Below are 21,418 nucleotides of genomic sequence, written 5' to 3'. Positions count from 1 at the left end.
TTGCATTGTAGGTAACGCGTGTTGCGACTACGGTACCCAGGGCGGTAACATATCGTCAAGAGCGCCTCCGATCCCGTCGCTACGGGGAGCAGCGCTGTCGGGCCGACGAGAGGGGTTCTCCAGTGCCGTCGAATGCTGGAAGCTCGTCCATCGACAAGGCTCTCGACCTGCTCGAGGTCATCGTCAGCGCCGGCCGGCCGATGCGGCTGAGCGAACTTGCCCAGGCCGTCGACATGCACCGCGCCACCGCCTACCGGGTGCTGCTCACCCTGATCCGCCGTGGGTGGGTGCTCCGCGACGGCGACGACTATCTGCCGGGGCTGCGCCTGCCGCAACTGTCCAAGGCGGACACCATCGGCGTCCTGGTCGCCAGGGCCCGACCGGTCCTTGAACAACTCGCCGGCGATTCCAACCTGATGGTCAACCTGCAGGTGCTGCACTCGGCCGGCTCACAGGTGGTCGACGTGGTCCGCCCGCAGCGGCTGGAGATGATCAACGACCTGCGCGGCGAACTGCTGCCGATCCACCGGTTCGCCGGGCCGCTGGCACTGGTCGCACTACTCACCGAACCGGCCCGCGAACACTACTTCCGGCTCGCGGCGGAGGCCGGGCTCGAGCCCGCGGCGATCCAGGAACTCCGCGACGACGTGGAGGCGGCCGCCCGGACCGGCTTCGTCATCGAGCGCGGGCGGCATGAGGCGGTCATCGCCTCGATGAGTCACGGCGTCCGGGTCGGAGACGGGCTGCCGGACTGCGCCGTCACCGTCGTCGGCCTGGTCGCAGACTTCGACGACGAACGACTGCCGGCCATCCGGGACCGACTGACCGGCGCGGCCGACGCGCTGCAGGCGGCATCCCTGTGACCCTTCCGGTTCCGAGAAGCCATCCGACCACTCCGCGTCCGGCACGTCTGGACACCGCGGCACCCGACATCGAAGCGGAGCCCATGCACCGAACCCTGCTCCTTGACCGTGCGCAGACCCGTCAGGCGCTGATCCCGGACCGCCTGATGGCCGCCGTCAGCCATGCGCTGGTCTCGATCTCCCGCGGCGAGGACTCGACGCCGGCGCGGGTCGCGGCCTTCACCCCGACGGGGCTGCTCGGCGCGATGCCCGGCTACGTCCCGGGTCTCGGCCTGGCCGCGAAGCTGACCTCGGTGTTCGGGGTCAGGGAGGCCGCCGGACGGACGGCCCACCGCGGCGTCGTCGTGTTGTTCGACGAGGACGAAGGGCGACTGCTCGCGGTGATGGACGCGGAAGCGGTGACCGCGGCCCGGACCGCCGCGACCGCGACCGTCGCGATGCAGACGCTCGCCCGTCCGGACGCCGAGCGGATCGCGGTGATCGGCGCCGGCGCCCAGGCCAGGGCACAGGTCGGCTATCTGGCCGGACTCGGCGTGCTGTCGAAGGTGGTGGTCGGCGCCCGGTCACCGGAGGTGGTCAGGGCCGGCGCCAGGTTCGACGAATCGATCCCGGTCACCGACATCGAGAGCGCCGTGCGCGGGGCCGACATCGTCCTGTGTTGCACCGGCGCCCATAACCCCGTGCTCTGCAGGGAGTGGCTGGACTCCGGAGTCCACGTCGGCTCCGTCGGCGGGTCCGAGGGGTGGGAGATCGATACCGAAACGCTGGATGCCGGCACGGTTTTCGTCGAATGGACCGGAGCGGTCGACTGTCCGCCGCCGGCCGGCGCGCACGAACTGCAGAACTATCCGGCCGACCAGGTCACCGTCATCGGCTCGGTGCTCGACGGCCGCCGACCGGGCCGCACCTCGACCGCCGACCTCACCGTCTTCAAGTCGACCGGGCACGCGGCGCTCGACGTCGCCGCGGCGCACACCGTCTACGTCGAGGCACGCCGGCTGGGAATCGGTACCAGCGTTGATCTCTGATCCGACTCGCCCGACCCGACGGGCTCAGGCTCGGCGGAGCCGGTAGCGGGTCTGGGCGTACCGGCCCTTGGCGAAGGCCAGCACCTTCGTCGGGTCCACCCGGTAGAGACCGGCCAGGCTTTCGCCGTCGGGGCTGACGAACTCGCCGCGCACCCGGTAGTCCCAGGCGCCCAGGTACTTCTCCCGCATCAGATCCGCGAACCGCTGCAGCTCAACCGGATCGGTGACGGTCGCCGCGGCGCCCTCGATCACCACGTCCAGCCCGGTCGTCCAGCCGTTGCTGCCGGTGGTGATCGCGACCTGCTGGTTGCCGGCGAGGTTGTGCGCCTTCTGCTCGCCCGGGCCGGTGGCGAACAGGAACGTGTCGTCGACCCACAGTGCCGTCAGCGGGGTGACGTGCGGCCGCCCGTCGGCGCGCACCGTTGTCAGCCAGTACAGTTCCGCCCCTGCCAGCGCGGCCGACGTCTCGGTCCACGGCGTTGCGGCAACGGTCGAGTCGGAGAACCGCGGGTCGACGACCGCGGCCGGGGCGGCGTTCACCGGACCTCCGCCGTTCCCCAGTGCGGGTCACGGCCGGCCATCCCGAGCAGCCGATCCAGCAACGACGCATCCGTCGGCACCTGGACTTCGGGGCCGTAGATCGGCGGCCGGGCGGCCTGCGGATCGGGACCGGAGAACGGTGCGAGCAGACCGCTGCAGACGCGCAGGTCGATCTCGGCCGGTCGGTACTCCTGGCCGCTGGCCCTGGCCAGGTCCCAGCCGTGCAGCACCAACTCGTTCAACGCGACCAGGCCGGCCACCTCGCCGGGCAGCGGCACGCCGCCGGCCTCGGTCATCCCGGCCCAGGCATCCGGTTGCTGCCAGGCCGCACCGAGTCGATCCAGGTCGGACGCGATCCGCAGCCGCCAACCGGCTTCGAGACGCGAACCGTCGGGGTGGGGCGCCTGCGAGCCGCCGGGCGGAATGTCCTTGGTGGCCGCATCGGTGAATGCCTGGGCCAGCCCACCGACGTGTTCCACCAGATCGCCCAGTGAATACTCGGTGCACGGAGTCCGCCCGGCGAGCGCATCGTCGTCGATGGCGGTGATCAACGCGGACATCCGGGTCGCTGCCGGAGCCAGATCGTGCATGGTGGATCCCTTCAGGTGACGTCGCGGGTCGCGCAGGGTCGGGTCCCGACCCTGCGGATGAGACCACCGTCGACGGCCGAACTCATCGGCGCCACCGGAGCCTGCAACAGATTCGTCGCCGGATACTGGTTTCAGCCCGCCAGGGCGGCATTGTTCAATCTGGCGGCGAATCTGTTGCGGCCGGGTCACAGGGCAAGTTCGGCCGGCCCGGGGCGAAGCGCGATCACGCCGAGTTCCTGGGTGCAGCGCGTCATCGCGACGTACAGCGCATTCCAGCCGCGCCGGCGTTCGACGATGCCGTGCGGGTCGACGATCAGCACCGCGTCGAATTCCAACCCCTTGCTCTGTTCGGGATCCAGCACCACCACCTCTGCCGGATCGTCCGGATCCGGCTCGGTGCCGGTCACCAGCAACGAGGACAGCCGGCCACACCGCTCGGGCGGGGCGATCAGCGCCACCCGGCCGCCGCGGTAGCGGTCGGCCAGTTCGCCGACAGCGCGCACCGCGTCCACGGCGACGTCGGCCTCGGTCGACGCCAGGCGCCAGGGTTCGATGCCGTTCGACCGCACGGCTTTCGGCGGCACGACGGAACTGCCGGCCGCCGCGAGAACCGGTGCGGTGCGCGCCATCACCTCGTGCGGCGTGCGGTAGCAGACCGTCAGGTCGACCCGCCGGCGGCGGTCGCCGAAGACCGGTGCCAGCGCCTCGTCCCAGGACAGCGAGCTGCCCGGCGCTTCGGCCTGGTTCACGTCACCTACCACGGTGAAAGAACGAGAGGGGCAGCGGCGCAACAGCATCCGCCACTGCATCGCCGACAGCTCCTGCGCCTCGTCGACGATCACGTGGCCGTAGGTCCAGGTGCGATCGGCCGCCGCTCGCTGCGCCATCGCGTCGCCGGCCACCGCCGCCCGGCCGTCCGGGTTGGGTGCGCCGACCAGGTCGGCCAGCTCGTCCAACAACGCGACGTCCTCGGCCGACCAGCCGGCCGGGCCGCCCGCGCCGACTGCGCCGACTGCGCCGACTGCGCCGACTGCGCCGACTGCGCCGCGATGGTCGCGGCGGCGCACCGCGGACCGCTCGGCGGCGGTCAACTCCGGTGCCAACCTGTCCAGGGCCTCGGCATCGGTGAGCAGCTCGTGCAGCACCACGGCCGGATCGAGGGCCGGCCAGACCTCGTCGAGCGCCTGCCCGACCCGGGCGTCGTCGGCCAGGTCCTGTCGGATGGCCGCCCGGTCGGCGGCGGTGGCGACGCCGTCGACCTCCAGGCCGGCGACGTTCTTCCGGGCGCCACGACCGGGATCGCGGTCCAGCCCGGCGTCCACCTTGGCCAGGATGTCCTCCAGACCCGCCTCCACGTCGGTCAGCAGCTGTCGCCCCTCGTCGATCACCTGGTGCGTCAGCAGATCCAGCATCGCGGACCGGAAGGTCTCCCTGGCCAGATGCCGACCGGCAACCTCCGCCCTGGCCTCGTCGAGCGTCTCGGCGAGCGCATCGGCGTGCACCATCAGCGTGCCGCCGCCGTACCCGAGCACCAGGTCGGCGACCACCGGATCCCGTTCGTCGACAGCCCGGGCCAACACGTCGGCCCAGATCGACCGGCCCTTGATCTCGGCGGCCACCGGGTCGTCCTGGCCGGTGGCGACGATCCCGGGCAGCAGTGACCCAGGGGTGGCCGAGACCACCTGGGTCTCGCCGAGGGACGGCAGCACCTGATCGATGTAGGACAGGAACGCCGGTGACGGCCCGACCACCAGCACCCCGCGCTCGGCCAGCCGGGGAAAGCTGAACAGCAGGTAGGCGGCGCGGTGCAGGGCCACCGCGGTCTTGCCGGTACCGGGTCCGCCCTGCACCACCAGGCAGCCGTGGTGCGGCGCCCTGATGATCTCGTCCTGTTCCGCCTGCAGGGTGGCGACGATGTCGCCCATCGCGCCGGTCCGGCGGGCGTCCAGCGCGGCAATCAGCGCGGCCTCGCCCACCAGTTCGGTCGATTCCCCGTCAGCCGCAAGAGTTTTCGACGCGGCGCCGGCCAAGATCTCGTCGTCCACGCCGCGGACCAGTCGGCCATCGGTGCGGATGTGCCGCCGGCTGCGCAGGCCGAGCGGGTTGGCCGCGGTGGCCGTGTAGAAGGTGCGGGCGATCGGCGCCCGCCAGTCGACCAACAGCGGGTCGACCTGGTCACCGTCGCCTGCAGCGTCGTCGGTGCCCGCGCCGTCCGGAGCGCGCAGACCGATCCGGCCGATGTACCGGCGACCGCCGTCGGCCTCGTCGATCCGGCCGAAGCACAAGCCGCTGTCTGCGTGCTCCAATTCGGCCCGGCGACGGGTCAGCGCGTCCAGCCTGGCCTGCTGCCCGATCCGCTCACCCGGGTCGTCCAGCCGACGGGCTCGGGTCGCCTCGAGATCGGCGACGGTCGCGGCCAGCTCGCCGTCGCGGGTGGCGAACAGCAGATCGAGATACTCCTGCTCCACCTGCACCTGATGCTGCTGTCGTTGTTCGGGCGTTCCGGTCGAGGTCGCTCTGGTCACACAACTCCTTCGCTCACCGTACGATGTACGGAAGACCCAACGGCGACCACACCCGGTTTGTTCCCGCTCGTTGCAGGACATTCGCCGGGCCGCCGGCCTGGCCGGTCCCGATCGCGGGGTACGCTCACTTCGTGACCACCCGTTGGTATGCGTTCTTTACGTTGGCTCTGAAGGAGCCCGCGGCAAGCTGACGCGCACCGACACCTTCAGAGCCAACAGGGCAGAGAGCAATCTCTGCCCTTTCGCCATTTCAGCGGCGGGTTCTGAACACTGATCCCGCTCGAGCAGACGGGATCTTCGCAGATGGACACCAGCACGGCCGGCGCTGCCGGCACCGACGACCGCCTCGGCACGGACAAGCTCCCCGGTACGGACGACCGGCCGGCCGCCACCTCGAACCTGCGGGTCCGGCGGTTCGAACCGCTGCCGTCACCGCGGGAGCTCATCGACGAATGCCCGCTTACCCCGGCGCAGGCCGCCGTGGTCGAACGCGGCCGCAGCCAGGTCCGCGCGGTGATGGACGGCCTTGACGACCGACTGCTGGTGATCGTCGGCCCGTGTTCGATCCACGATCCGGCGGCCGGGCTCGAGTACGCCGGCCGACTGGCCGAGCAAGCGCAGCGACATCGCGGCGAGCTGCTGATCGTGCTGCGCAGCTACTTCGAGAAGCCTCGCACGACCGTCGGCTGGAAGGGCCTGATCAACGACCCGCTGCTGGACGGCAGCCACCGGATCGGCACCGGGCTGCGTACCGCGCGGGCGTTCCTGGCCGAGGTGACCGATCTGGGGCTGCCCGCCGCGACCGAGTTCCTGGAGCCGATCAGCCCGCAGTACCTGGCCGACCTGATCAGCTGGGGCGCGATCGGCGCCCGCACCACCGAGAGCCAGATCCACCGGCAGCTGGTCAGCGGACTGTCCATGCCGGTCGGGTTCAAGAACGGTACGGACGGCGGGCTGCAGGTCGCCCTGGACGCGTGCGCGGCGGCCGGCGCCGCGCAGTCGTTCCTCGGCATCGACGCCGATGGCCGGGCCTCACTGGTCGCCACCGATGGCAATCCGGACACCCACCTGATCCTGCGTGGCGGCGCCGGTGGCCCGAACTACTCGGCCGCGCACGTCGCCGCCGCCGGCGAGCGGCTCGGCCGTGCCGGACTCAACCCGCGGCTGATCCTCGACGCCAGCCACGGCAACAGCGGCAAGAGCCACCTGCGTCAGGCCGAGGTGGCCACCGAGATCGCCGGCCAGGTGGCCGGCGGCGGCACCGCGATCGGCGGGGTGATGCTGGAGAGCTTCCTGGTTCCGGGTGCGCAGCGGTTCGACGTGGCGGACGGTCCGGCCGGGTTGACGTACGGGCAGAGCGTCACCGATGCCTGCCTGGGTTGGGACGCGACGGTAGCGGCGCTGGACCGGTTCGCCGACGCGGCCCGGACCCGCGCGGCGCACTGAGCGGGTGACGTTACCGGCAAGTACGGGGCAGATTCCGCCGCGACTACGCGGCCGAAATCGACCCAACAACCGTCACGGTGCCGGCGCAGCAGGGGTCAACGCGGAACCGGGCACCCGAGCGCCCGGATCGACGCCCGGTTCGAGCAACCGTGCGTGACGGTCAACGGGTGACGCTGGGCCGGCCGGTGGAACCCACTGGCCCCGGCGGGGTTCGGGGCGCAATGCTCAGGGTCATCCCGACCCGCACCCGGAGGTGCCGATGTCCCGCTCCACCCGAATCTCCCTGTCCATCCCGATCGCCGTGGCCGCGTTGCTACTGGCCGCCGGTTGCTCGACGGCGCCCGGCTCGGCAACTGCCGTCGTCGCGCCGGCCGCCCCGGCCGACGGCGGAGCGGTGGTGGCCGCAGCCGCGCCCGCGAACGCCGCGGCCGGCAACGCTGCGGCCGGCACACCCTCGTCATCGAACCCGCCGACCGCCGGCCAACCCGGCCGCTACGACGCCGTCACCGACGTCCCCGGCGTGCGGGTCGGCCAGGTGCAGTCGGCCAGGGCGCCGTACCTGACCGGTACCACCGTCGTGTATTTCCCGGCCATGTCGGTGGCCGGTGTCGATCAACGAGGCGGCGCGCCGGCCACCAAGGAGACGGACCTGCTGAGCCCGCTCAACTCGAATCCCGGGGTCAACGCCATCCAGCTCGGCGGCAGCTCGATGTACGGCCTGGGCGCCACCGACGGGGTGATCCGCTGGCTGGAGGACCGCGGTGAGGGCGTCCCGCTCGGGCCGACCGGGGTGGCGCCGATCGTGCCGGCCGCCGACATCTACGACCTCGGCCGCGGCGGGAACATCAAGGCCCGTACCACCGCCGAGTGGGGCTATCTGGCCGCGCAGGCGACCTCCGCCGGACCGGTCCGGCAGGGCGTCGTCGGCGGCGGAACCGGGGCCAGCTCCGGCGGTCGCAAGAGCGGTGTCGGCACCGCCAGTGTCTACCTCGCCAACGGCTACTGGGTCGGCGCCATCGTGGTGGTGAACTCGGCCGGCTCAGCGGTCGATCCGACCGATTGTTCGCTGCTGGCAGCGCATCTGGGCATCGGCGACGAGTTCGCCGGGCTCCGGACGCCGACCGCGGCGGAATGCCACCCGACGGCCGCCCCGGCGATGAACTCCGACAACCTGAACACCACCATCGCGGTGGTGGTGACCAACGCTCCGCTGGAGAAGGCGGCCGCCCAGCGGCTGTCCGGCAATGCGCACGACGGTCTGGCCAGGGCGATCAGCCCGATCCACACGCTTGCCGACGGCGACACCGTGTTCGGTGTCTCCACCGGCACCGGCACTCCGTTGGCGAACAACAACCCGGCGGACGGTTCGAAGTTGAACGCGATCTACGGCGCCGGCGCCGACGTGCTGTCCAGGGCGGTGGTGAAGGCGTTGCTGTCGGCCACCTCGGTGGGCAACCGCACCAGCTACTGCGACACGTACCCGTCGGCCTGCGCCCAGATGCCGCAGCTGCAGCAGTGGCGGACCGCGGGCGACGCGCCGGAGGTCACCCAGAAGGCGATCGACCGGGCGCACAAGAAGCTCGCGGTGCTGCCGGTGCCCAAGCGCTGATCCGCCACGTCCCCACCATCCGCCGGCGACTGGTGCAGCGGCTGGCAATGCACAACGCCGGCGGACGGTGGGGAACGCCAGCGGCTATGGCTGACACCGTGAGACCGTCGGGGAATGGACACCGAACTACGAGCTGCCCGCGAGTCGCACCTGCACCGCTGGTTGGGCGGCAACTACGACATCCTGCAGGAGAAGGAGTCCGACGCGATCCGGCTCGACGTATACGTCTTCGACGTCGAGCCCGAGCGCCCGTACCTGACGCTGGTCACTTCGGGGATGTCCGATCTTCCGATGACGATGCCGCCGGGGCTGGAACGGTTCGCGCGCGCCGAACTGGTGCTCAACCTGCCGTCACCCTGGCCCGGACTCGGGCTGATCCGCGAGGGCGAACTGCCGCAGGAGCTGGCCGACGACCGGCACTACTGGCCGATCCGGTTGGTCAAGGAGCTGGCCAGGCATCCGCACGACCGCGGCAACTGGCTGGGCATGGGGCACAGCATCGAGAATGCCGGGCCGGGGACCGGGCCGGCGGAACCGTTCCCCGGCACCGGTTTCACCGGGTCCCTGGTCGGCCCGCTGCTCACCCTGCCACCGGGATTGGCGCGCCTCGACACCCCCGACGGGCCGGTCCTCTACTACGGGATCTTCCCCGTCACCCCAGCGGAGCTGACGCTGGCGACCCGCGATCCGGACGGCCCGCGCGAACTGTTCGAGCTGTTCGACCAGCGGGGGATTTCCGACGTGGTGGACGTCGGGCGGGCGAGCGCCGTCGAGCCCGGCTGAACCGGAGCCACCAACTGCGCACAGCTCCCGGTCGCGACCATCAGCCGCTGATCAGCACCACCTTGCCGACAGCCCTGCGCTGCTCCAGATCTCGATGCGCGCGGGCAGCGTCGGCCAACGGATACCTGCTGACCAGAGGCTGCCAGCGACCGTCCGTCAACCGTTCCAGCGATCGGCCGGCCAGGCCGGCGGAACCGCCCGGCAGCGACTGCATGGCCGGGCCGAGCCGCCAGGACACGCTGATGCCACCGCGCACCACGTCGTCGCTGTCGAACCGGGTCGGTGTGCCGGCCGAGAACCCGAACATCACCAGCCGCCCGCCGGGCCGCAACAGCTCCATTGACGCCCGGCCGACCTGACCACCGACGCCGTCGTACACCAGGCTGACGCCGCCGAACGTGTCCCGAACCGACTGTCCCCAGCCGTCGACCCCGTAGTCGACGACCAGATCCGGCCGCAAGGCGGCAAGCCGATCGACCTTGTCGGCGCCGCGCGCGGCAGCCACCACGGTCGCCCCGGCCTCCTTCGCCGCCTGCACCAACAGCCAACCCATGCCACCCGCGGCCGATGGCACCAGCACCGTGTCGCCGGAGTCGATCGGATCGAGTTCGAGGACGGCGAGCGCCGTCCGACCGGTACCGACCGCGGCGACCGCGTCGGCCAGGTCGATGTCGGCGGGTACCGGGAACGCGTTCTCCACTGCAGTCACCGCCTGCTCGGCGTAGCCGCCCGGCACTTGGCCGAGGTGCGCGACAACCCGTCTACCGAGCCAGCTCTCGTCGACCCCATAGCCGATCAGATCGACCGTGCCGGCAACCTCGCGGCCCGGGATCGTCGGCAGCTCCGGCCGCGGCATCGGGCCGGCATCGCCGCTGCGCAGCTTCGTGTCGATCAGATGCACACCGCTGGCGCCGACGGCGATCCGCAGCTGACCGGCGGCGGGTATCAGATCGGGCAATTCGTCCAGGACAAGATTCTCGGCGGGACCGAAGGCATGGAGTCTGATCGCGTGCATGCGATCAGTCGACCTCCTCACGTCCACTTGAGGTCAAGCGGTCGCCCGCTCGATCCGCGGCTCGGGCAACAGCAGGCCCAACAACAGTACCAGCGGCGGCACCACGCAGAGCGCGGTGAACACCGCCTGGGTCCCGTAGTGATCGGCGATCGCGCCGAGCACCGGGGCGGACAGCCCGCCGATGCTCACCCCGAGGCCCAGCGTCACCCCGGCCGCGGTGCCCGGCCGGGTCGGCAGGTAGTCCTGGCCCAGCTTCACCAGAACTGCGAACGGAATGTTCACCGCGACCCCGACGAGCACGGCGAAGATCAGTGGGGCAACGGTTCCCGACGTCATCCGGAAGGCGAGCAGCAGCGGAATCGCCACCGCACCACCGAGTTGGACGGTGCGGACCGACCCGATCCGGTCGGCGATCCGACCACCGAGCAAGGTTCCGCTGACGCCGCCCACCAGGAAGCAGGCGAGCGCAACGCCGGCCATCACCTTGGAGCCGTTCAGGTAGCCGATCCAGTACAGGGCGATGAAGGTGTTGATGCCGAAGAACATCACCGAGCGGACCACCTCGACCGCGGTGAGCACGGCGAACGGCCCCCAGCGGTCGGCGCCGGCCCTGGGCGGCGCGTCCGCGATCATCTCCGAGTGCCGACGACGATTGCGCAGCAACAGGAATGCCATCAGCACCGCCGGCGGCATGAACAGCGCGGTGGCCCCGACGCCCCAGGCCATCAGCGCCGGGGTGGCCAGCACCGGGGCGAGGAAGAAACCGACGCTGCCGCCGGCGGCGAAAATGCTCATGCCGGAGGTGCTCTCACCGGCGGCTTCCCTAGCCGCCTTCCCCGCCGCCGGGTGGAACATCGCTACGCCGAGGCCGGACAGCAGGATCAACGTCCAGACCGCCGGATAGCCAGTGACCAGACCGGAAAGTCCCAGCCCGATGCCGGCGACCGCGATCCCGCCGGCCGGCAGCCAACCCAGCCGGAACCGGTCGACCGCCAGCCCGAAGATCGGCTGCGGCAGCGAGCTGCCGAGGGTCGCGGCCAAGGTCAGGCCGGACGCGGCCAGGTAGCTGTAGCCGCGATCGAGCACGAAGTACGGGAGAGCGGCCGGCACCAGACCCTGGTAGAGGTCGTCGACCGCGTGGGCAATACCCCACAGCCGCATCCGTTTCCAGATTCCGGCGGCCGGCTGGGTCGGTTCGGCGCGCGCCGTCGGCAGGTGCTGCATGACGTCCAGGATTGTCGCCCGACCGCGCGACGGGCTACCGATATGCTGCCCAACTATGTCGATAACCCGCCAGCATCTGTCCGGGCCGACCCGGCTCGATCTGACCAACCGAGAGCGGATCGACTGGCACGACCACGACGTTCACCAGTTGATCCACCCGAGCCAGGGGGTGCTGCAGGTCTCCACACCGATGGGCGCCTGGATCGTGCCACCGCACCGGGCGGTCTGGGTGCCGGCCGGTGTCGCGCATTCGCACCAGGCGCACGGCCCGACGCAGATGCGGAATCTGATCTTCGACGCCACGGTGAATCCGCTGCGACTCGACCGGCCGACAGTGCTGGCCGTCAGCCCGCTGTTGCGCGAGGTGATCATCAGCCTGACCACCGAGCCGCAGGTCGGCGCCGACTCCCGGGCGAACCTGGAACGTGTTGCACTGGACCAACTCCGGCGGGTGGAGGAGCTGCCGGCCTGCCTGCCGACGCCGAACGATCCGCGGCTGGCGCGGATCGCCGACCTGTTGCATGGCGAGCCGTCCGACCAGCGTTCACTGGCCGACCTCGGCCGAGCGGTCGGCGCCTCCGAACGCACCTTGAGCCGGTTGTTCCGGCAACAGACGTCGATGACCTTTCCGCAGTGGCGCAGCCAGCTGCGGCTGCAGCACTCGCTGATCCTGCTGTCGACCGGCGCCTCGGTGACCAGTGTCGGAACCGCCTGCGGCTACCACAGTTCCAGCTCCTTCATCGAGACCTTCCGGCGCGCCTTCGGGGTGACGCCCGGCAGGTACTCCCGCGAGTCGCATCCGGCCGTCGCCGGTTGACGCCATCGGTGTGCTGCAGCCGAAGGTCACGAATCAGGACAATGAGCACTTTGGTGAAGCAGCACGACCTTCAGCGTGGGATGCTCACACCGGTACATTTCACCGCTGCTTGACGCTAGGGGAGCCATGTCGACTGCCGACGCCACCGCTGATGAAACGGCACCGTCCGAATCCGGTGGGTTCCTGGGTTGGATCGAACGGGTCGGCAACAAGGTGCCCAACCCGTCGATCATGTTCCTGTACCTGATCGGCCTGATCGCGGTGCTGTCCGCGGTGCTGTCCTGGATCGGCGTCAAGGTCACCGAGACGGTCGCGATTCCGCACCCGACGCAGGAGGTGCTCAGGTCGATCGACCAGCTCGGCGGGTCGATGGCACTGCACGACCTGCAGCTCAACGCCCCGGTCGATCCGCAAGGCCTGCCCGCGTACACCATCGAGACCATCACCGTCCCGGTCCGCAACCTGCTCAACGGCGACGGAATAGCACACATCTTCTCCTCGTTCGTCGCCAACTTCTCCGGTTTCGCGCCGGTGGCGGTGGTCCTGATCGCGATGGTCGGTGTCGGCGTTGCCGAGCATGCGGGCCTGATGGCCAGCCTGATCCGCAAATTGGTGAAGGTGGCGCCACGCTCCTGGCTGCCGTTCATCATCATCTTTGTCGGCGTGCTGTCCAGCGTCGCGACTGACGCCGGTTACCTGATCCTGATCCCACTCGCCGCCTCCGCATTCGCCGCCGTCGGCCGACACCCGCTGGCCGGAATGGCCGGGGCGTTCGCGGCCGTCGGCGGAGTGTTCGGATTCAACCTGATACCGACTCCGTCGGATTCGATGCTGACCGAGATCACCAACGAGACGTTGCCGGGCAGCGCCGAGCCCCTTGACGTGCTGGCGAACTACTTCTTCATGATCGTCGCCTCCATCCTGCTGGCGATCGTCGTCACCTATGTGACCACCAAGATCATCGAGCCGCGGCTCGGCACCTGGGAGCCGTCCGAGGGATCGATCGTGGTCACCGAAGCGACGGAGGGGGACTACGACGAGCAGGCGGACCGTCGCGGCCTGCGCTGGACGTTCTGGGCCTTGATTGCGAGCGTCGTCGGGTTGATCGCGCTGGTCGCTCCGCCGGGAGCCCCGCTCCGCGGCGACGACGGCGCGATCTTCGGCCCGACGCCGTTCATGGACAGCCTGGTGTTCACCATTTCGCTGTTGTTCCTGATCTGCGGCGCCGCCTACGGATTCGGGTCCAAGTCGTTCCGCAGCAAGGACGATGTGATTGCCGGCATCACGCACGCATTCGCCGGTCTCGGCGGATTGCTGCTGATGTTCCTGATGATCGCCCAGTTCATCGCGCTCTTCAATTACACCCAGATGCCGATGATTCTCGCCGGGGTGATGGCCAACTGGCTCGAGTCGGCGAACATGCCGGCGCTGGTACTGCTCATCGTGCTGATCCTGGTGTTCGTCCTTCTCGACTTCATCATGCCGGGGCTGGTGCCCAAGTGGGCCATCTTCGCGCCGATCTTCATCCCGTTGTTCTACAACCTGGGCATTGCCCCGCAGACGGTTCAGGCGGCCTACCGGGTCGGCGACAGTCCGGTCAATGTGCTGACCCCGCTGATGGTCTACATGCCGTTCATCGTGACCGTCGCCCAGCGTTACCGGAAGAAATCCGGCATCGGCACACTGATCGCCCTGATGCTGCCGTATGCGGCCATCCTGCTGGGGGTCTCCACGTTGCTGTTCGTCGGCTGGTACGCGCTCGGGATTCCCTGGGGGCCGGGCGCGCCGGTACACCTCTGAACGTGTTCCGACTCGCCTTCCTCGAACCGCGGATCCCGCCGAACACCGGCAACGCGATTCGCACCGCGGCGGCCACCGGCTGCGAACTGCATTTGATCGGGCCGCTGGGCTTCGACCTGTCTGATGCGAAATTGCGCAGAGCCGGTCTGGACTACCACGACCTGGCGTCGGTAACGGTGCACGAGAACCTCGACGCCGCCTGGGAATCGCTACTTCCGGCGAGGGTGTTCGCGTTCACCACCGGCGCCACAACGGGCTATGCCGATATCGCCTATCTGCCGGGGGATGTGCTGCTGTTCGGCACCGAGCCGACCGGGCTGCCTGCGGCGGTGGTGGAGGACGAACGGATCACCGGCACCGCCCGGATCCCGATGCTGCCGGCCCGCCGGTCGCTCAACCTGTCGAACGCCGCCGCGATCGTGGTTTACGAGGCCTGGCGCCAGCACGGCTTCGCCGGCGCGACCGGCGCCGGCGCGGGCGTCATCGAGGGCTGACGCGCACACTGGAGCGTGCTCGGTCACCCCTCGCCGCCCGGCGGCGGGTGCACAGCACGAGAGGAGCTCGACGTGGCTTTCTTCCCGGAGCCGTCCGGACCGCCCGAGGACGACGAGTTGTTCGACGAACCGCAAGGGCCGGTCTGGCTGAATCCTCCGGAGGACGTGCTCCCCGGAGTCGTTCCCCTCGAGCTGGTGCTGGGTCGCTCGGACAGCACCGTGGTGATGCTGTCCGAAATCCGGGCCTTCTCGCAGGGCCTGCAAATGCAGTTCGCCGTGCGGGTCAGGGGCCGGCTCGTCCCGCACGATCTGCACAGCGAGGTGTTCCGTCATCCGGGTCGTCGCGGCACCGTTCCCCGCCGCAATCCGGGCGGGTTGCAGTGGGGCTTCGAATTCGCTGACGGCCGCCGGGTCACCAACGTCGATGCCTGGCCCGACACTCCCCCCGATGATCGGCTATGGACGCCCGATCACCCGGTACTGGTCGTCGGTGGCGGAGGCGGCGGTATGCGGTCGGTGGACACCAGCTTTTGGCTGTGGCCGCTGCCGCCGGCCGGACCGATGAAGGTCGCCTGCCAGTGGACCGATCAGGGCATCGAGTTCACCGAACACGACCTCGACACCCAGCTCATCCTGGACGCCGCCGCTCGCGCCCGATCGGCCTGGGACGTCGACTGACGGATCCGGCGCAGCAGCCGGACTCCGGGATGGTGTCGGCGAGCCGTCAGCAGGAACCGAACTCGGTGTTGAGCTGTTGTTGCAGGCCCGTTCCGTCCGGTTCGCAGCCGCCGACGAACACCTGAAGGTGCGGGCCCCCACCGACTTTCAGCGTGTATCGAACGGGAGTACCGAGCGCGGCAATCGCCAACAGATCCGTGCGGGCCGTCGGCTCGAGCGCCTCGGCCTCGCCTTTCCAGACGGCCATGGCCAGGCCCGGCGCGATGGCCGGATCGGCTTCGATGTTCCACTGACGGTGTGTCGCGGCGAACGCCTCGGCCAGCGCGGCCACCGGCCCGGTGAGAAAGCCGTCCTGCATGGCCACCGTCGTCCGGTCCCGGCGGATCTTCCAGTGCACGCCGTGCTGCAGATCGGGTGCGACGGTCCGGAGCTGCTCGACAGCGGCATCGACACCGCCCGCGGGCGAATATTCGATCAGGTTCAGGTCCCCCTCCGACGCCATCGACCAGCCGAACGGGCCGTCCAGCGCTCCGGTCAGCGTGTACCAACGTTGAAAGATGGTCAGCGGCGGATCCGGGCGGGTCCGTCCGGAGAAGAACGTCATCGAGCTGTCGTCGATCCTGGCGTTCAGACTCGAGGTGTGACCATCGAGCTTCGGGTCGGCGAGCCGGGAAAAGTACAGCGCGACAAGGGTATTCACCTCGTCAGCGGCCACCGCGGGGGTGAACCTGACCCGTACGTTGTACGACTGCCCGCTCGTCATCCCGTTCTGGTAGTCGCCGACCACGTCGTCGACCCCCGGCAGCTGACGCAACTCAGCAGTGATCGCCGCGGCCAGATCGGTCCGGTCCGGCACTCCGGAGCACCCGGTGACGGTGGACAGCACCGCGGCCAGCACCCCGAGGAACCCGGTCAGCCGACGAGCCATCCAGCCCTTGGGGCGCATCCGGACCCGGTCGCCGCACTGCCCGCGTGCGCCGACATCGCCTCCGCCCATCACGCAGACCCCCATACGTCCGGCAGCGCAACAACTCCAACAGGCCGAACTCTATCCGCACCAGGCGATGCAGGAGTGACGTTCCGACCACCCCCACTCGACACCAGCGGGGTCGCTACCGGACCTCGGACCGCGATCAACCCACCGCCGGCAGCACCCTGGATCGGAACATGTCGATGAACTCGGCGTGGTTGTCGCCCACGTTGTGCACGTAGACCTGGTCGTATCCCGCGTCCAGGAACTGCTTCAACAGCACGACGTGACGATCCGGGTCGGTCGCGACCAGCAGTCGGTCGTCCAGGTCATCCGCCCTGACCAACGCCGCGATCTGCTCGACCAGCAGCGGCGAGCGCAGGTCGCCCCGGGCGAATCGCATGGCCCCGATGGGAAATCTCGTCAGCGCCTGCTGCACCGCCTGCTCCTGGTCGGGCGCCCAACTGACATTGACATGTGCGACGCGGAGCAGCCCGGCCGGATCCCGCCCGGCACTCTCGGCGCCCTCGTCCAGGCGCTGCAGCAGCCGGCGCGCCTGGTCCGGCCGGACCCCGAGGGCCAGCAGGCCGTCCGCCACCCGGCCGGCACGCCTGGCGGTGACCGGGCCACCGGTGGCAACCAGCACCCGCGGTGGGGTCGGCGGAACCGTCCACAGCCGAGCCGTCTCGAGCGTCACAAACGCCCCGCCGTAACGGCTGTCGCGACCCGATGCCGACGCGGTGAACAGTCGCCGGATCGCTTCGATGGCCTCGAACATCCGCTCGATCCGTTCGGGTGCCTCCGGCCAGACCGTCCCGGTGACGTGCTCGTTGATCGCCTCGCCGGGCGCGACGGACAACCACACCCGGTCGGGATGCAGGGCCGCCAAGGTCGCCGCGGCCTGCGCCAGCGCGGCGGGATGCAGCCGATAGCCGGGTACCGTCATCCCCGGGGCGAGGTCACCGGAGATGTGTTCGCCGATGGCCGACAACAGGTTCCAGACGAAGGGCGCCTGTCCAAGACTGGGCAGCCACGGCTGGAACAGGTCGGAGGCGAGGACACCCCGGAAGCCGGCGGCGTCGGCCTGTTCGGCCAGGGTCACCGCGTCACGCGGCGGCACCCGATCGATCGGCAAGACCCAACCCACTCGCGACGGCACCGGGTCAGGATAGGGCACCGGCTAGCCGGCGCCCCGGCTGAAGACGATCACCGGTCGCTGGGTCCGCGGATGCAGCAGCACGTCGACCCGCACGCCGTAGATCTGCTCAAGGACCAGCGGGTCGAGTGCCTCGGTGACCGGGCCGGCGGCGACCACCCGGCCGGCGTCGAGCACCACTGCCTCGTCACAATGCGCCGCTGCGGCGGAAAGATCATGCAACGCAACGAGAATGGTCATCCCCTCGACATCGGCGAGCTCGCGGAGCAGGCCGAACATGTCGAGCTGCGCAGCGACGTCCAGATGGTTCGTGGGTTCGTCGAGCAGCATCAGCCGGGGCTGCTGAGCCAGCGCCCTGGCGAGCTGGACCCGTTGCTGCTCGCCGCCGGACAGGGTGCCGAGCAGCCGCCGTGCCCACTGCGTCACGCCGGCCCGCTGCATGGCAGCCTCGACGACATCGCCGTCGGACTCTGCCGCCCACCAGCCGCGGTGCGGGGTCCGCCCCAGGGCGACCACCTGCTCGACCGTCACGGCGAACTCGGTGCTGGCCTGCTGCTCGACCAGGGCGACCCGGCGGGCCCGCTCCCGCCTGGACAGCCGCAGTAGGTTCTCGCCGCCCAGGCTCACCTCGGCCAGCTCCGGCCGCTCGGCCGGCAGCGCGCCGCTGATCATCCGCATCAGGGTCGACTTGCCGGCACCGTTCGGCCCGACCAGGGCGATGATCCGGCCGGCCGGCGCCGAGAACGCCGCGTGGTCGACCAGGGTCTTGCGGCCAACGGAGAACGTCAGCCCGGCGACCGACAGGACCCTGTTCGATCCCGTCATGTCCGACCCCGTCATGTTCGACTCGGTCATGATCGGCTCCTGTTGCGCCACAACACGATCGCGAACAATGGCGCACCGACCAGCACCGTGATGATGCCCACCGGCAGTTCCCGCGGCTCGAACAGGGTGCGGGCGCCGGTGTCCACCCAGACCATGAAGATCGCGCCGACCACGGCGCTGACCGGCAGCAGTACCCGATGCCGGAAGCCGACCACCAGCCGCACCGCATTCGGCAGCACCAGCCCGACGAATCCGATCGACCCGGACACCGAGACGGCCACGCCGGTCAGCAGCGCGGTGGAGCCGAGCAGCAGCCACCTGGCTCCGGACACGTTGATGCCCAGTGATGCGGCGGCGGTGTCGCCGAAGACGAAGGCGTCCAACAGCCGGCCGCTGGCCGCCAGCGGTACCCCGACCACGAGCAGCGCGAGCCACACCGTCCAGGTGGTGGTCCAGTCCGATCCGGCCAACGAGCCGAGCAGCCAGTTGAGGATCTCCCGGTAGGAATCGCCGGTGACGTTCCAGAAGATCAACATCGAGGCGATCGCGGAGGCCAGCGCGGAGACCGTCATCCCGGCCAGGATCGTCCGCGACGGCGAGATCGGCCCGAGGCTGCGCGCCAGCAGCAGGGTGGTGACCAGCGCCAGCAGGGCGCCCAGGAATGCCGCGACCGGCAGCAGCAGGCCGACGCCGAGCATCAGTACCGCGACCGCGCCGAGCGAGGCCCCGGACGACAGCCCGAGCAGGTACGGATCGGCGAGCTGGTTGCGGGTGATCGCCTGCATCACCGCGCCGGACATGGCGAGCGCGCCGCCGACCGCGGCCGCCGTCAGCACCCTGGTGAGCCGCAGATCCCAGACGATGCCGTCCCGGATCGGGCTCAGCGGGCTGGTGCCGAGATGCAGGTGCGCGGCCACGGTGCGCCAAACGTCCACCATGCCGATGCCGGCCGAGCCGACGGTGACCGCGAAGGTCAGGGTCAGCAGCAGCGCGGCCGCCAGCACGATCGCCCAGCCCCACACGCCGGCCCGGCGCCGCCTGGTGGCGGTGGGCCGGCTGGTCCTGGATGCGGTGGTGACCATCAGTCGCCGAACCCCAGCTGTCGCGCCTTCGCGCCGACGTCGACGGCCGCCTGGACCGACCGGACGCCGGCCTCGGCGGCCGCGAACGGGACGACGATGTACCGATGGTGGACGACCGCGTCCAGCCGGGCGGTCGCCGGATTGTTCTGCAGGTCCGCGATCTTCTTCGTCGCCGGGTTCCAGGACGCGTCGACCAGCACGATCACGTCCGGGTTCGCCGCGATGATCGGCTCCCAGCCGAGCGACGTCCAGGTGTCCTTGACGTCGGCCGCGATGTTCGTCAGCCCTGCGGCGTCCATCACCATCTGTGGGGCGCCGATACCGGCACCGACGTACGGGGTGTCGGTCCCGGACGACCACCACAGTGCGGTGGTGCCGGCCTTCGCCTTCTGCACCGTGGTGAGCAGCTGTTGCTGTTGCGCGATCAACGCCGCGGCCTTGTCGGAGACACCCAGCAACCGGCCGAGCTCGGCGAACTCGTCGAAGAGCAGCTGGTAGGTCAGCTTCGCCGGCTGGTACTGCTTCTCCTTGCAGGCCGCCGGGGACACGTAGCTGGCGATTCCCTTGGCGGCCAACGTGTCGCGCTTGCCGGCCGTGTCGGCCGCCAGGTTGGACTCCCAGCCGGCGACGATGAGGTCGGGTTCCAGCTCGAGCACCGGTTCCTGCGCCGGCGCCTGGTCGGAGATCACCGGGATCTTGCCGGCGGCCGCGGTCCACTGCGCCGGAACCGGGCTGTCGACGAACGCCTGGCCGACCACCCGGTCACCCACCCCGAGGGCGAGCAGCAGCTCCAGCGAGGTGGACTTGATGGCCAGGATCCGTTGTGGCGGCGCGTCGACGGTGACCTGGGTGCCGCAGTTGTCGATGGTGACCGGGAAGCCGGCTTGGGCCGCGGGCGGCCCCGCGGTGCCGGACGGTGACGCGCCGGTCGGCGCGGTGCCGGACGATGATGCGCCGGTCGGCGGCGCGGTCGGGACGGCCGTTCCGGCGGCATTCGACGCCGGTGAGGCACAGGCCGCGCTCAGCAGGGCGATGACGATCAACGGAATGACGAGAACCCGCCGACGGTGGGCGCGACCGGCGGGCGAGCGAGGAACAACGGGGGGCATGCGGAGACCTCCGGGACAGTGCACTGCCGGACCCGCACAAGAGGCGGGCAGGGCGGACGGCACGCAAAGGGAGGGCCTTCCTGGCCCGGACCAGATCCGCCCGGGCACTGCGTCGAATCATACGACCATCGATTGAGGCTTCGCCCCCGGCGTTGGCGCTCCCCGCGCCCGACCGATTCAGCCCAGCTGAGACCAGTAGCGCGAAACCGGCTTTTGATGACAGATATGCCGGACTGGTCGCAGTCCGGATGAATCTTCGCCGGTCAGGGCGTCATACCGGGCGGCGACCAGGCCGACGCAGTTGAGGCGTTCCGCTCCTGGAGCTCGGCGTTGGCGACAGCAGCGTCTGCTCGGGTCAGTCGCGAGCGGCCCAGACGGCGCTGGGGGCGCTGACCCCGAGCGAGGTCGATGTACTCGCCCTGAGGGCAGAGGGCTGGTCGAACCCGGCGATCGGCACCCGGTTGTTCTTGTCGGCGCGCACGGTCGAGACACACATCGGCAGCACTTTCGCCAAGCTCGTCGTCCCCGAATCGTCCGATGCGAACCCGGCGAGTGCGCGCGATCCTCACCTTTCTGGAGGTGCGCGGGCGATGACGCTGGGATTCGCATCGGCGTAGTCCTCGGCCCGCGCGGATGCGGAACCGACACGATTGGGCCAAGCCTGAAGCGATCCTGAATCACCGCAATGCCGTTCGTCCGGGTCACGGCAACTTTGGTTCGAACCATTGCCAAGCGCTCCACACCCTGCCACAATCATGTCCGACATAAGAGACATAGTTTCCGTATATCGAAACGTTCTGGCAGGCACATCCCTCAGGAGGACCACATGGCAGAAAGCATCTCCCGACGAAGAGCACTGCAATT

Annotated in this window: 21 protein-coding genes; 10 read left to right on the top strand and 11 right to left on the bottom strand. The window is 69.9% G+C overall.

The genetic code is table 11. The features are described from left to right. The first annotated feature begins 122 nt into the window (after positions 1-122). On the top strand, positions 123-863 hold the full coding sequence (locus K340_RS29275) for an IclR family transcriptional regulator (protein WP_154674195.1): 741 nt from the start codon (positions 123-125) through the stop codon (positions 861-863). An 83-nt stretch (positions 864-946) separates the two neighbouring features. After that, positions 947-1,891, top strand: a complete 945-nt coding sequence (locus K340_RS29270; protein WP_051265843.1) for an ornithine cyclodeaminase family protein — start codon at positions 947-949, stop codon at positions 1,889-1,891. A gap of 24 nt (positions 1,892-1,915) precedes the next feature. On the opposite strand, the gene K340_RS0111120 is transcribed toward K340_RS29270, so the two are convergent. The 3 genes from K340_RS0111120 to K340_RS0111110 form a co-directional block, all read right to left on the bottom strand. Beyond that, positions 1,916-2,431, bottom strand: coding sequence for a pyridoxamine 5'-phosphate oxidase family protein (locus tag K340_RS0111120; protein ID WP_029136763.1), 516 nt, complete (start codon positions 2,429-2,431; stop codon positions 1,916-1,918). After that, a complete protein-coding gene (locus K340_RS0111115) occupies positions 2,428-3,021 on the bottom strand; it encodes a TIGR03086 family metal-binding protein (RefSeq protein ID WP_037364026.1) in 594 nt (197 codons plus the stop codon). Before K340_RS0111115 ends, K340_RS0111120 begins: the two co-directional genes overlap by 4 nt. 185 nt (positions 3,022-3,206) lie before the next feature. Beyond that, positions 3,207-5,546: a HelD family protein gene (locus tag K340_RS0111110; protein WP_029136761.1), complete on the bottom strand. Its 2,340-nt coding sequence runs from the start codon at positions 5,544-5,546 to the stop codon at positions 3,207-3,209. 303 nt (positions 5,547-5,849) lie between these two features. Here K340_RS0111110 and K340_RS0111105 point away from each other — a divergent pair, with 303 nt between their 5' ends. From K340_RS0111105 to K340_RS29260, 3 genes are all read left to right on the top strand, one after another. Further along, positions 5,850-6,992 carry a 3-deoxy-7-phosphoheptulonate synthase gene (locus K340_RS0111105; protein ID WP_029136760.1) on the top strand — a complete coding sequence of 381 codons (1,143 nt, stop codon included), beginning with the start codon at positions 5,850-5,852 and terminating at the stop codon, positions 6,990-6,992. A gap of 259 nt (positions 6,993-7,251) precedes the next feature. Continuing rightward, a complete protein-coding gene (locus K340_RS29265; RefSeq protein ID WP_084614274.1) occupies positions 7,252-8,601 on the top strand; it encodes a P1 family peptidase in 1,350 nt (449 codons plus the stop codon). A 114-nt stretch (positions 8,602-8,715) separates the two neighbouring features. Continuing rightward, positions 8,716-9,384 (top strand): suppressor of fused domain protein, encoded by a 669-nt coding sequence (locus K340_RS29260; RefSeq protein ID WP_051265840.1) that lies wholly within the window; start codon positions 8,716-8,718, stop codon positions 9,382-9,384. A 40-nt stretch (positions 9,385-9,424) separates the two neighbouring features. Here the strand turns inward: K340_RS29260 and K340_RS0111085 are convergent, their stop codons facing one another. Both K340_RS0111085 and K340_RS0111080 read right to left on the bottom strand, forming a co-directional pair. Beyond that, positions 9,425-10,399: a zinc-binding dehydrogenase gene (locus K340_RS0111085; RefSeq protein ID WP_029136758.1), complete on the bottom strand. Its 975-nt coding sequence runs from the start codon at positions 10,397-10,399 to the stop codon at positions 9,425-9,427. A gap of 33 nt (positions 10,400-10,432) precedes the next feature. Further along, positions 10,433-11,623, bottom strand: a complete 1,191-nt coding sequence (locus K340_RS0111080) for an MFS transporter (RefSeq protein WP_029136757.1) — start codon at positions 11,621-11,623, stop codon at positions 10,433-10,435. 55 nt (positions 11,624-11,678) lie between these two features. Here K340_RS0111080 and K340_RS0111075 point away from each other — a divergent pair, with 55 nt between their 5' ends. From K340_RS0111075 to K340_RS34195, 4 genes are all read left to right on the top strand, one after another. Beyond that, positions 11,679-12,440, top strand: coding sequence for an AraC family transcriptional regulator (locus K340_RS0111075; protein ID WP_029136756.1), 762 nt, complete (start codon positions 11,679-11,681; stop codon positions 12,438-12,440). Positions 12,441-12,566: 126 nt separating this feature from the next. After that, a complete protein-coding gene (locus tag K340_RS0111070) occupies positions 12,567-14,240 on the top strand; it encodes an AbgT family transporter (protein ID WP_029136755.1) in 1,674 nt (557 codons plus the stop codon). 2 nt (positions 14,241-14,242) lie between these two features. Next, positions 14,243-14,734, top strand: a complete 492-nt coding sequence (locus tag K340_RS0111065) for a tRNA (cytidine(34)-2'-O)-methyltransferase (protein WP_029136754.1) — start codon at positions 14,243-14,245, stop codon at positions 14,732-14,734. Positions 14,735-14,806: 72 nt separating this feature from the next. Continuing rightward, positions 14,807-15,412: a hypothetical protein gene (locus K340_RS34195; RefSeq protein ID WP_029136753.1), complete on the top strand. Its 606-nt coding sequence runs from the start codon at positions 14,807-14,809 to the stop codon at positions 15,410-15,412. 46 nt (positions 15,413-15,458) lie between these two features. Here K340_RS34195 and K340_RS0111055 read toward each other — a convergent pair whose 3' ends face one another. The 6 genes from K340_RS0111055 to K340_RS37000 all read right to left on the bottom strand — a co-directional run bounded on the left by K340_RS0111055 (position 15,459) and on the right by K340_RS37000 (position 21,050). Then, positions 15,459-16,409 (bottom strand): hypothetical protein, encoded by a 951-nt coding sequence (locus K340_RS0111055; protein WP_037364022.1) that lies wholly within the window; start codon positions 16,407-16,409, stop codon positions 15,459-15,461. Positions 16,410-16,545: 136 nt separating this feature from the next. Further along, positions 16,546-17,541, bottom strand: coding sequence for a TIGR03557 family F420-dependent LLM class oxidoreductase (locus K340_RS0111050; protein WP_051265986.1), 996 nt, complete (start codon positions 17,539-17,541; stop codon positions 16,546-16,548). A gap of 21 nt (positions 17,542-17,562) precedes the next feature. Next, positions 17,563-18,393, bottom strand: coding sequence for an ABC transporter ATP-binding protein (locus K340_RS0111045; RefSeq protein WP_211229384.1), 831 nt, complete (start codon positions 18,391-18,393; stop codon positions 17,563-17,565). Continuing rightward, positions 18,390-19,445, bottom strand: coding sequence for a putative F420-0 ABC transporter permease subunit (locus K340_RS0111040; RefSeq protein WP_084614273.1), 1,056 nt, complete (start codon positions 19,443-19,445; stop codon positions 18,390-18,392). Before K340_RS0111040 ends, K340_RS0111045 begins: the two co-directional genes overlap by 4 nt. Next, positions 19,445-20,554, bottom strand: coding sequence for a putative F420-0 ABC transporter substrate-binding protein (locus tag K340_RS29250; RefSeq protein WP_037364019.1), 1,110 nt, complete (start codon positions 20,552-20,554; stop codon positions 19,445-19,447). Before K340_RS29250 ends, K340_RS0111040 begins: the two co-directional genes overlap by 1 nt. A gap of 355 nt (positions 20,555-20,909) precedes the next feature. Beyond that, the gene (locus tag K340_RS37000) at positions 20,910-21,050 is read right to left on the bottom strand and encodes a hypothetical protein (protein WP_245599525.1); all 141 of its coding nucleotides are present in this window, start codon (positions 21,048-21,050) and stop codon (positions 20,910-20,912) included. Between K340_RS37000 and K340_RS37500 the strand changes: the two genes are divergently transcribed. Next, complete coding sequence (locus K340_RS37500; protein ID WP_407662219.1) at positions 21,004-21,171, top strand: hypothetical protein; 168 nt, start codon at positions 21,004-21,006, stop codon at positions 21,169-21,171. The genes K340_RS37000 and K340_RS37500 overlap by 47 nt on opposite strands. Positions 21,172-21,418: the final 247 nt, after the last annotated feature.

This window comes from Nakamurella lactea DSM 19367, assembly GCF_000426645.1.
GTDB classification, from domain to species: domain Bacteria; phylum Actinomycetota; class Actinomycetes; order Mycobacteriales; family Nakamurellaceae; genus Nakamurella; species Nakamurella lactea.
Note: the sequence above shows the minus strand (reverse complement) of the source record. Positions and strands in the feature narration are given on the sequence as shown.

What these genes read in the sequence shown, in the direction of transcription:
- K340_RS29270 (WP_051265843.1), top strand. Translation starts at nt 947, where the DNA reads ATGCACCGAACCCTGCTCCTTGACCGTGCGCAGACCCGTCAGGCGCTG.
- K340_RS0111115 (WP_037364026.1), bottom strand. Translation starts at nt 3,021, where the DNA reads ATGCACGATCTGGCTCCGGCAGCGACCCGGATGTCCGCGTTGATCACC.
- K340_RS0111105 (WP_029136760.1), top strand. Translation starts at nt 5,850, where the DNA reads ATGGACACCAGCACGGCCGGCGCTGCCGGCACCGACGACCGCCTCGGC.
- K340_RS29265 (WP_084614274.1), top strand. Translation starts at nt 7,252, where the DNA reads ATGTCCCGCTCCACCCGAATCTCCCTGTCCATCCCGATCGCCGTGGCC.
- K340_RS29260 (WP_051265840.1), top strand. Translation starts at nt 8,716, where the DNA reads ATGGACACCGAACTACGAGCTGCCCGCGAGTCGCACCTGCACCGCTGG.
- K340_RS0111085 (WP_029136758.1), bottom strand. Translation starts at nt 10,399, where the DNA reads ATGCACGCGATCAGACTCCATGCCTTCGGTCCCGCCGAGAATCTTGTC.
- K340_RS0111080 (WP_029136757.1), bottom strand. Translation starts at nt 11,623, where the DNA reads ATGCAGCACCTGCCGACGGCGCGCGCCGAACCGACCCAGCCGGCCGCC.
- K340_RS0111075 (WP_029136756.1), top strand. Translation starts at nt 11,679, where the DNA reads ATGTCGATAACCCGCCAGCATCTGTCCGGGCCGACCCGGCTCGATCTG.
- K340_RS0111070 (WP_029136755.1), top strand. Translation starts at nt 12,567, where the DNA reads ATGTCGACTGCCGACGCCACCGCTGATGAAACGGCACCGTCCGAATCC.
- K340_RS0111055 (WP_037364022.1), bottom strand. Translation starts at nt 16,409, where the DNA reads ATGGGCGGAGGCGATGTCGGCGCACGCGGGCAGTGCGGCGACCGGGTC.
- K340_RS0111045 (WP_211229384.1), bottom strand. Translation starts at nt 18,393, where the DNA reads ATGACCGAGTCGAACATGACGGGGTCGGACATGACGGGATCGAACAGG.
- K340_RS0111040 (WP_084614273.1), bottom strand. Translation starts at nt 19,445, where the DNA reads ATGGTCACCACCGCATCCAGGACCAGCCGGCCCACCGCCACCAGGCGG.
- K340_RS29250 (WP_037364019.1), bottom strand. Translation starts at nt 20,554, where the DNA reads ATGCCCCCCGTTGTTCCTCGCTCGCCCGCCGGTCGCGCCCACCGTCGG.
- K340_RS37000 (WP_245599525.1), bottom strand. Translation starts at nt 21,050, where the DNA reads ATGTGTGTCTCGACCGTGCGCGCCGACAAGAACAACCGGGTGCCGATC.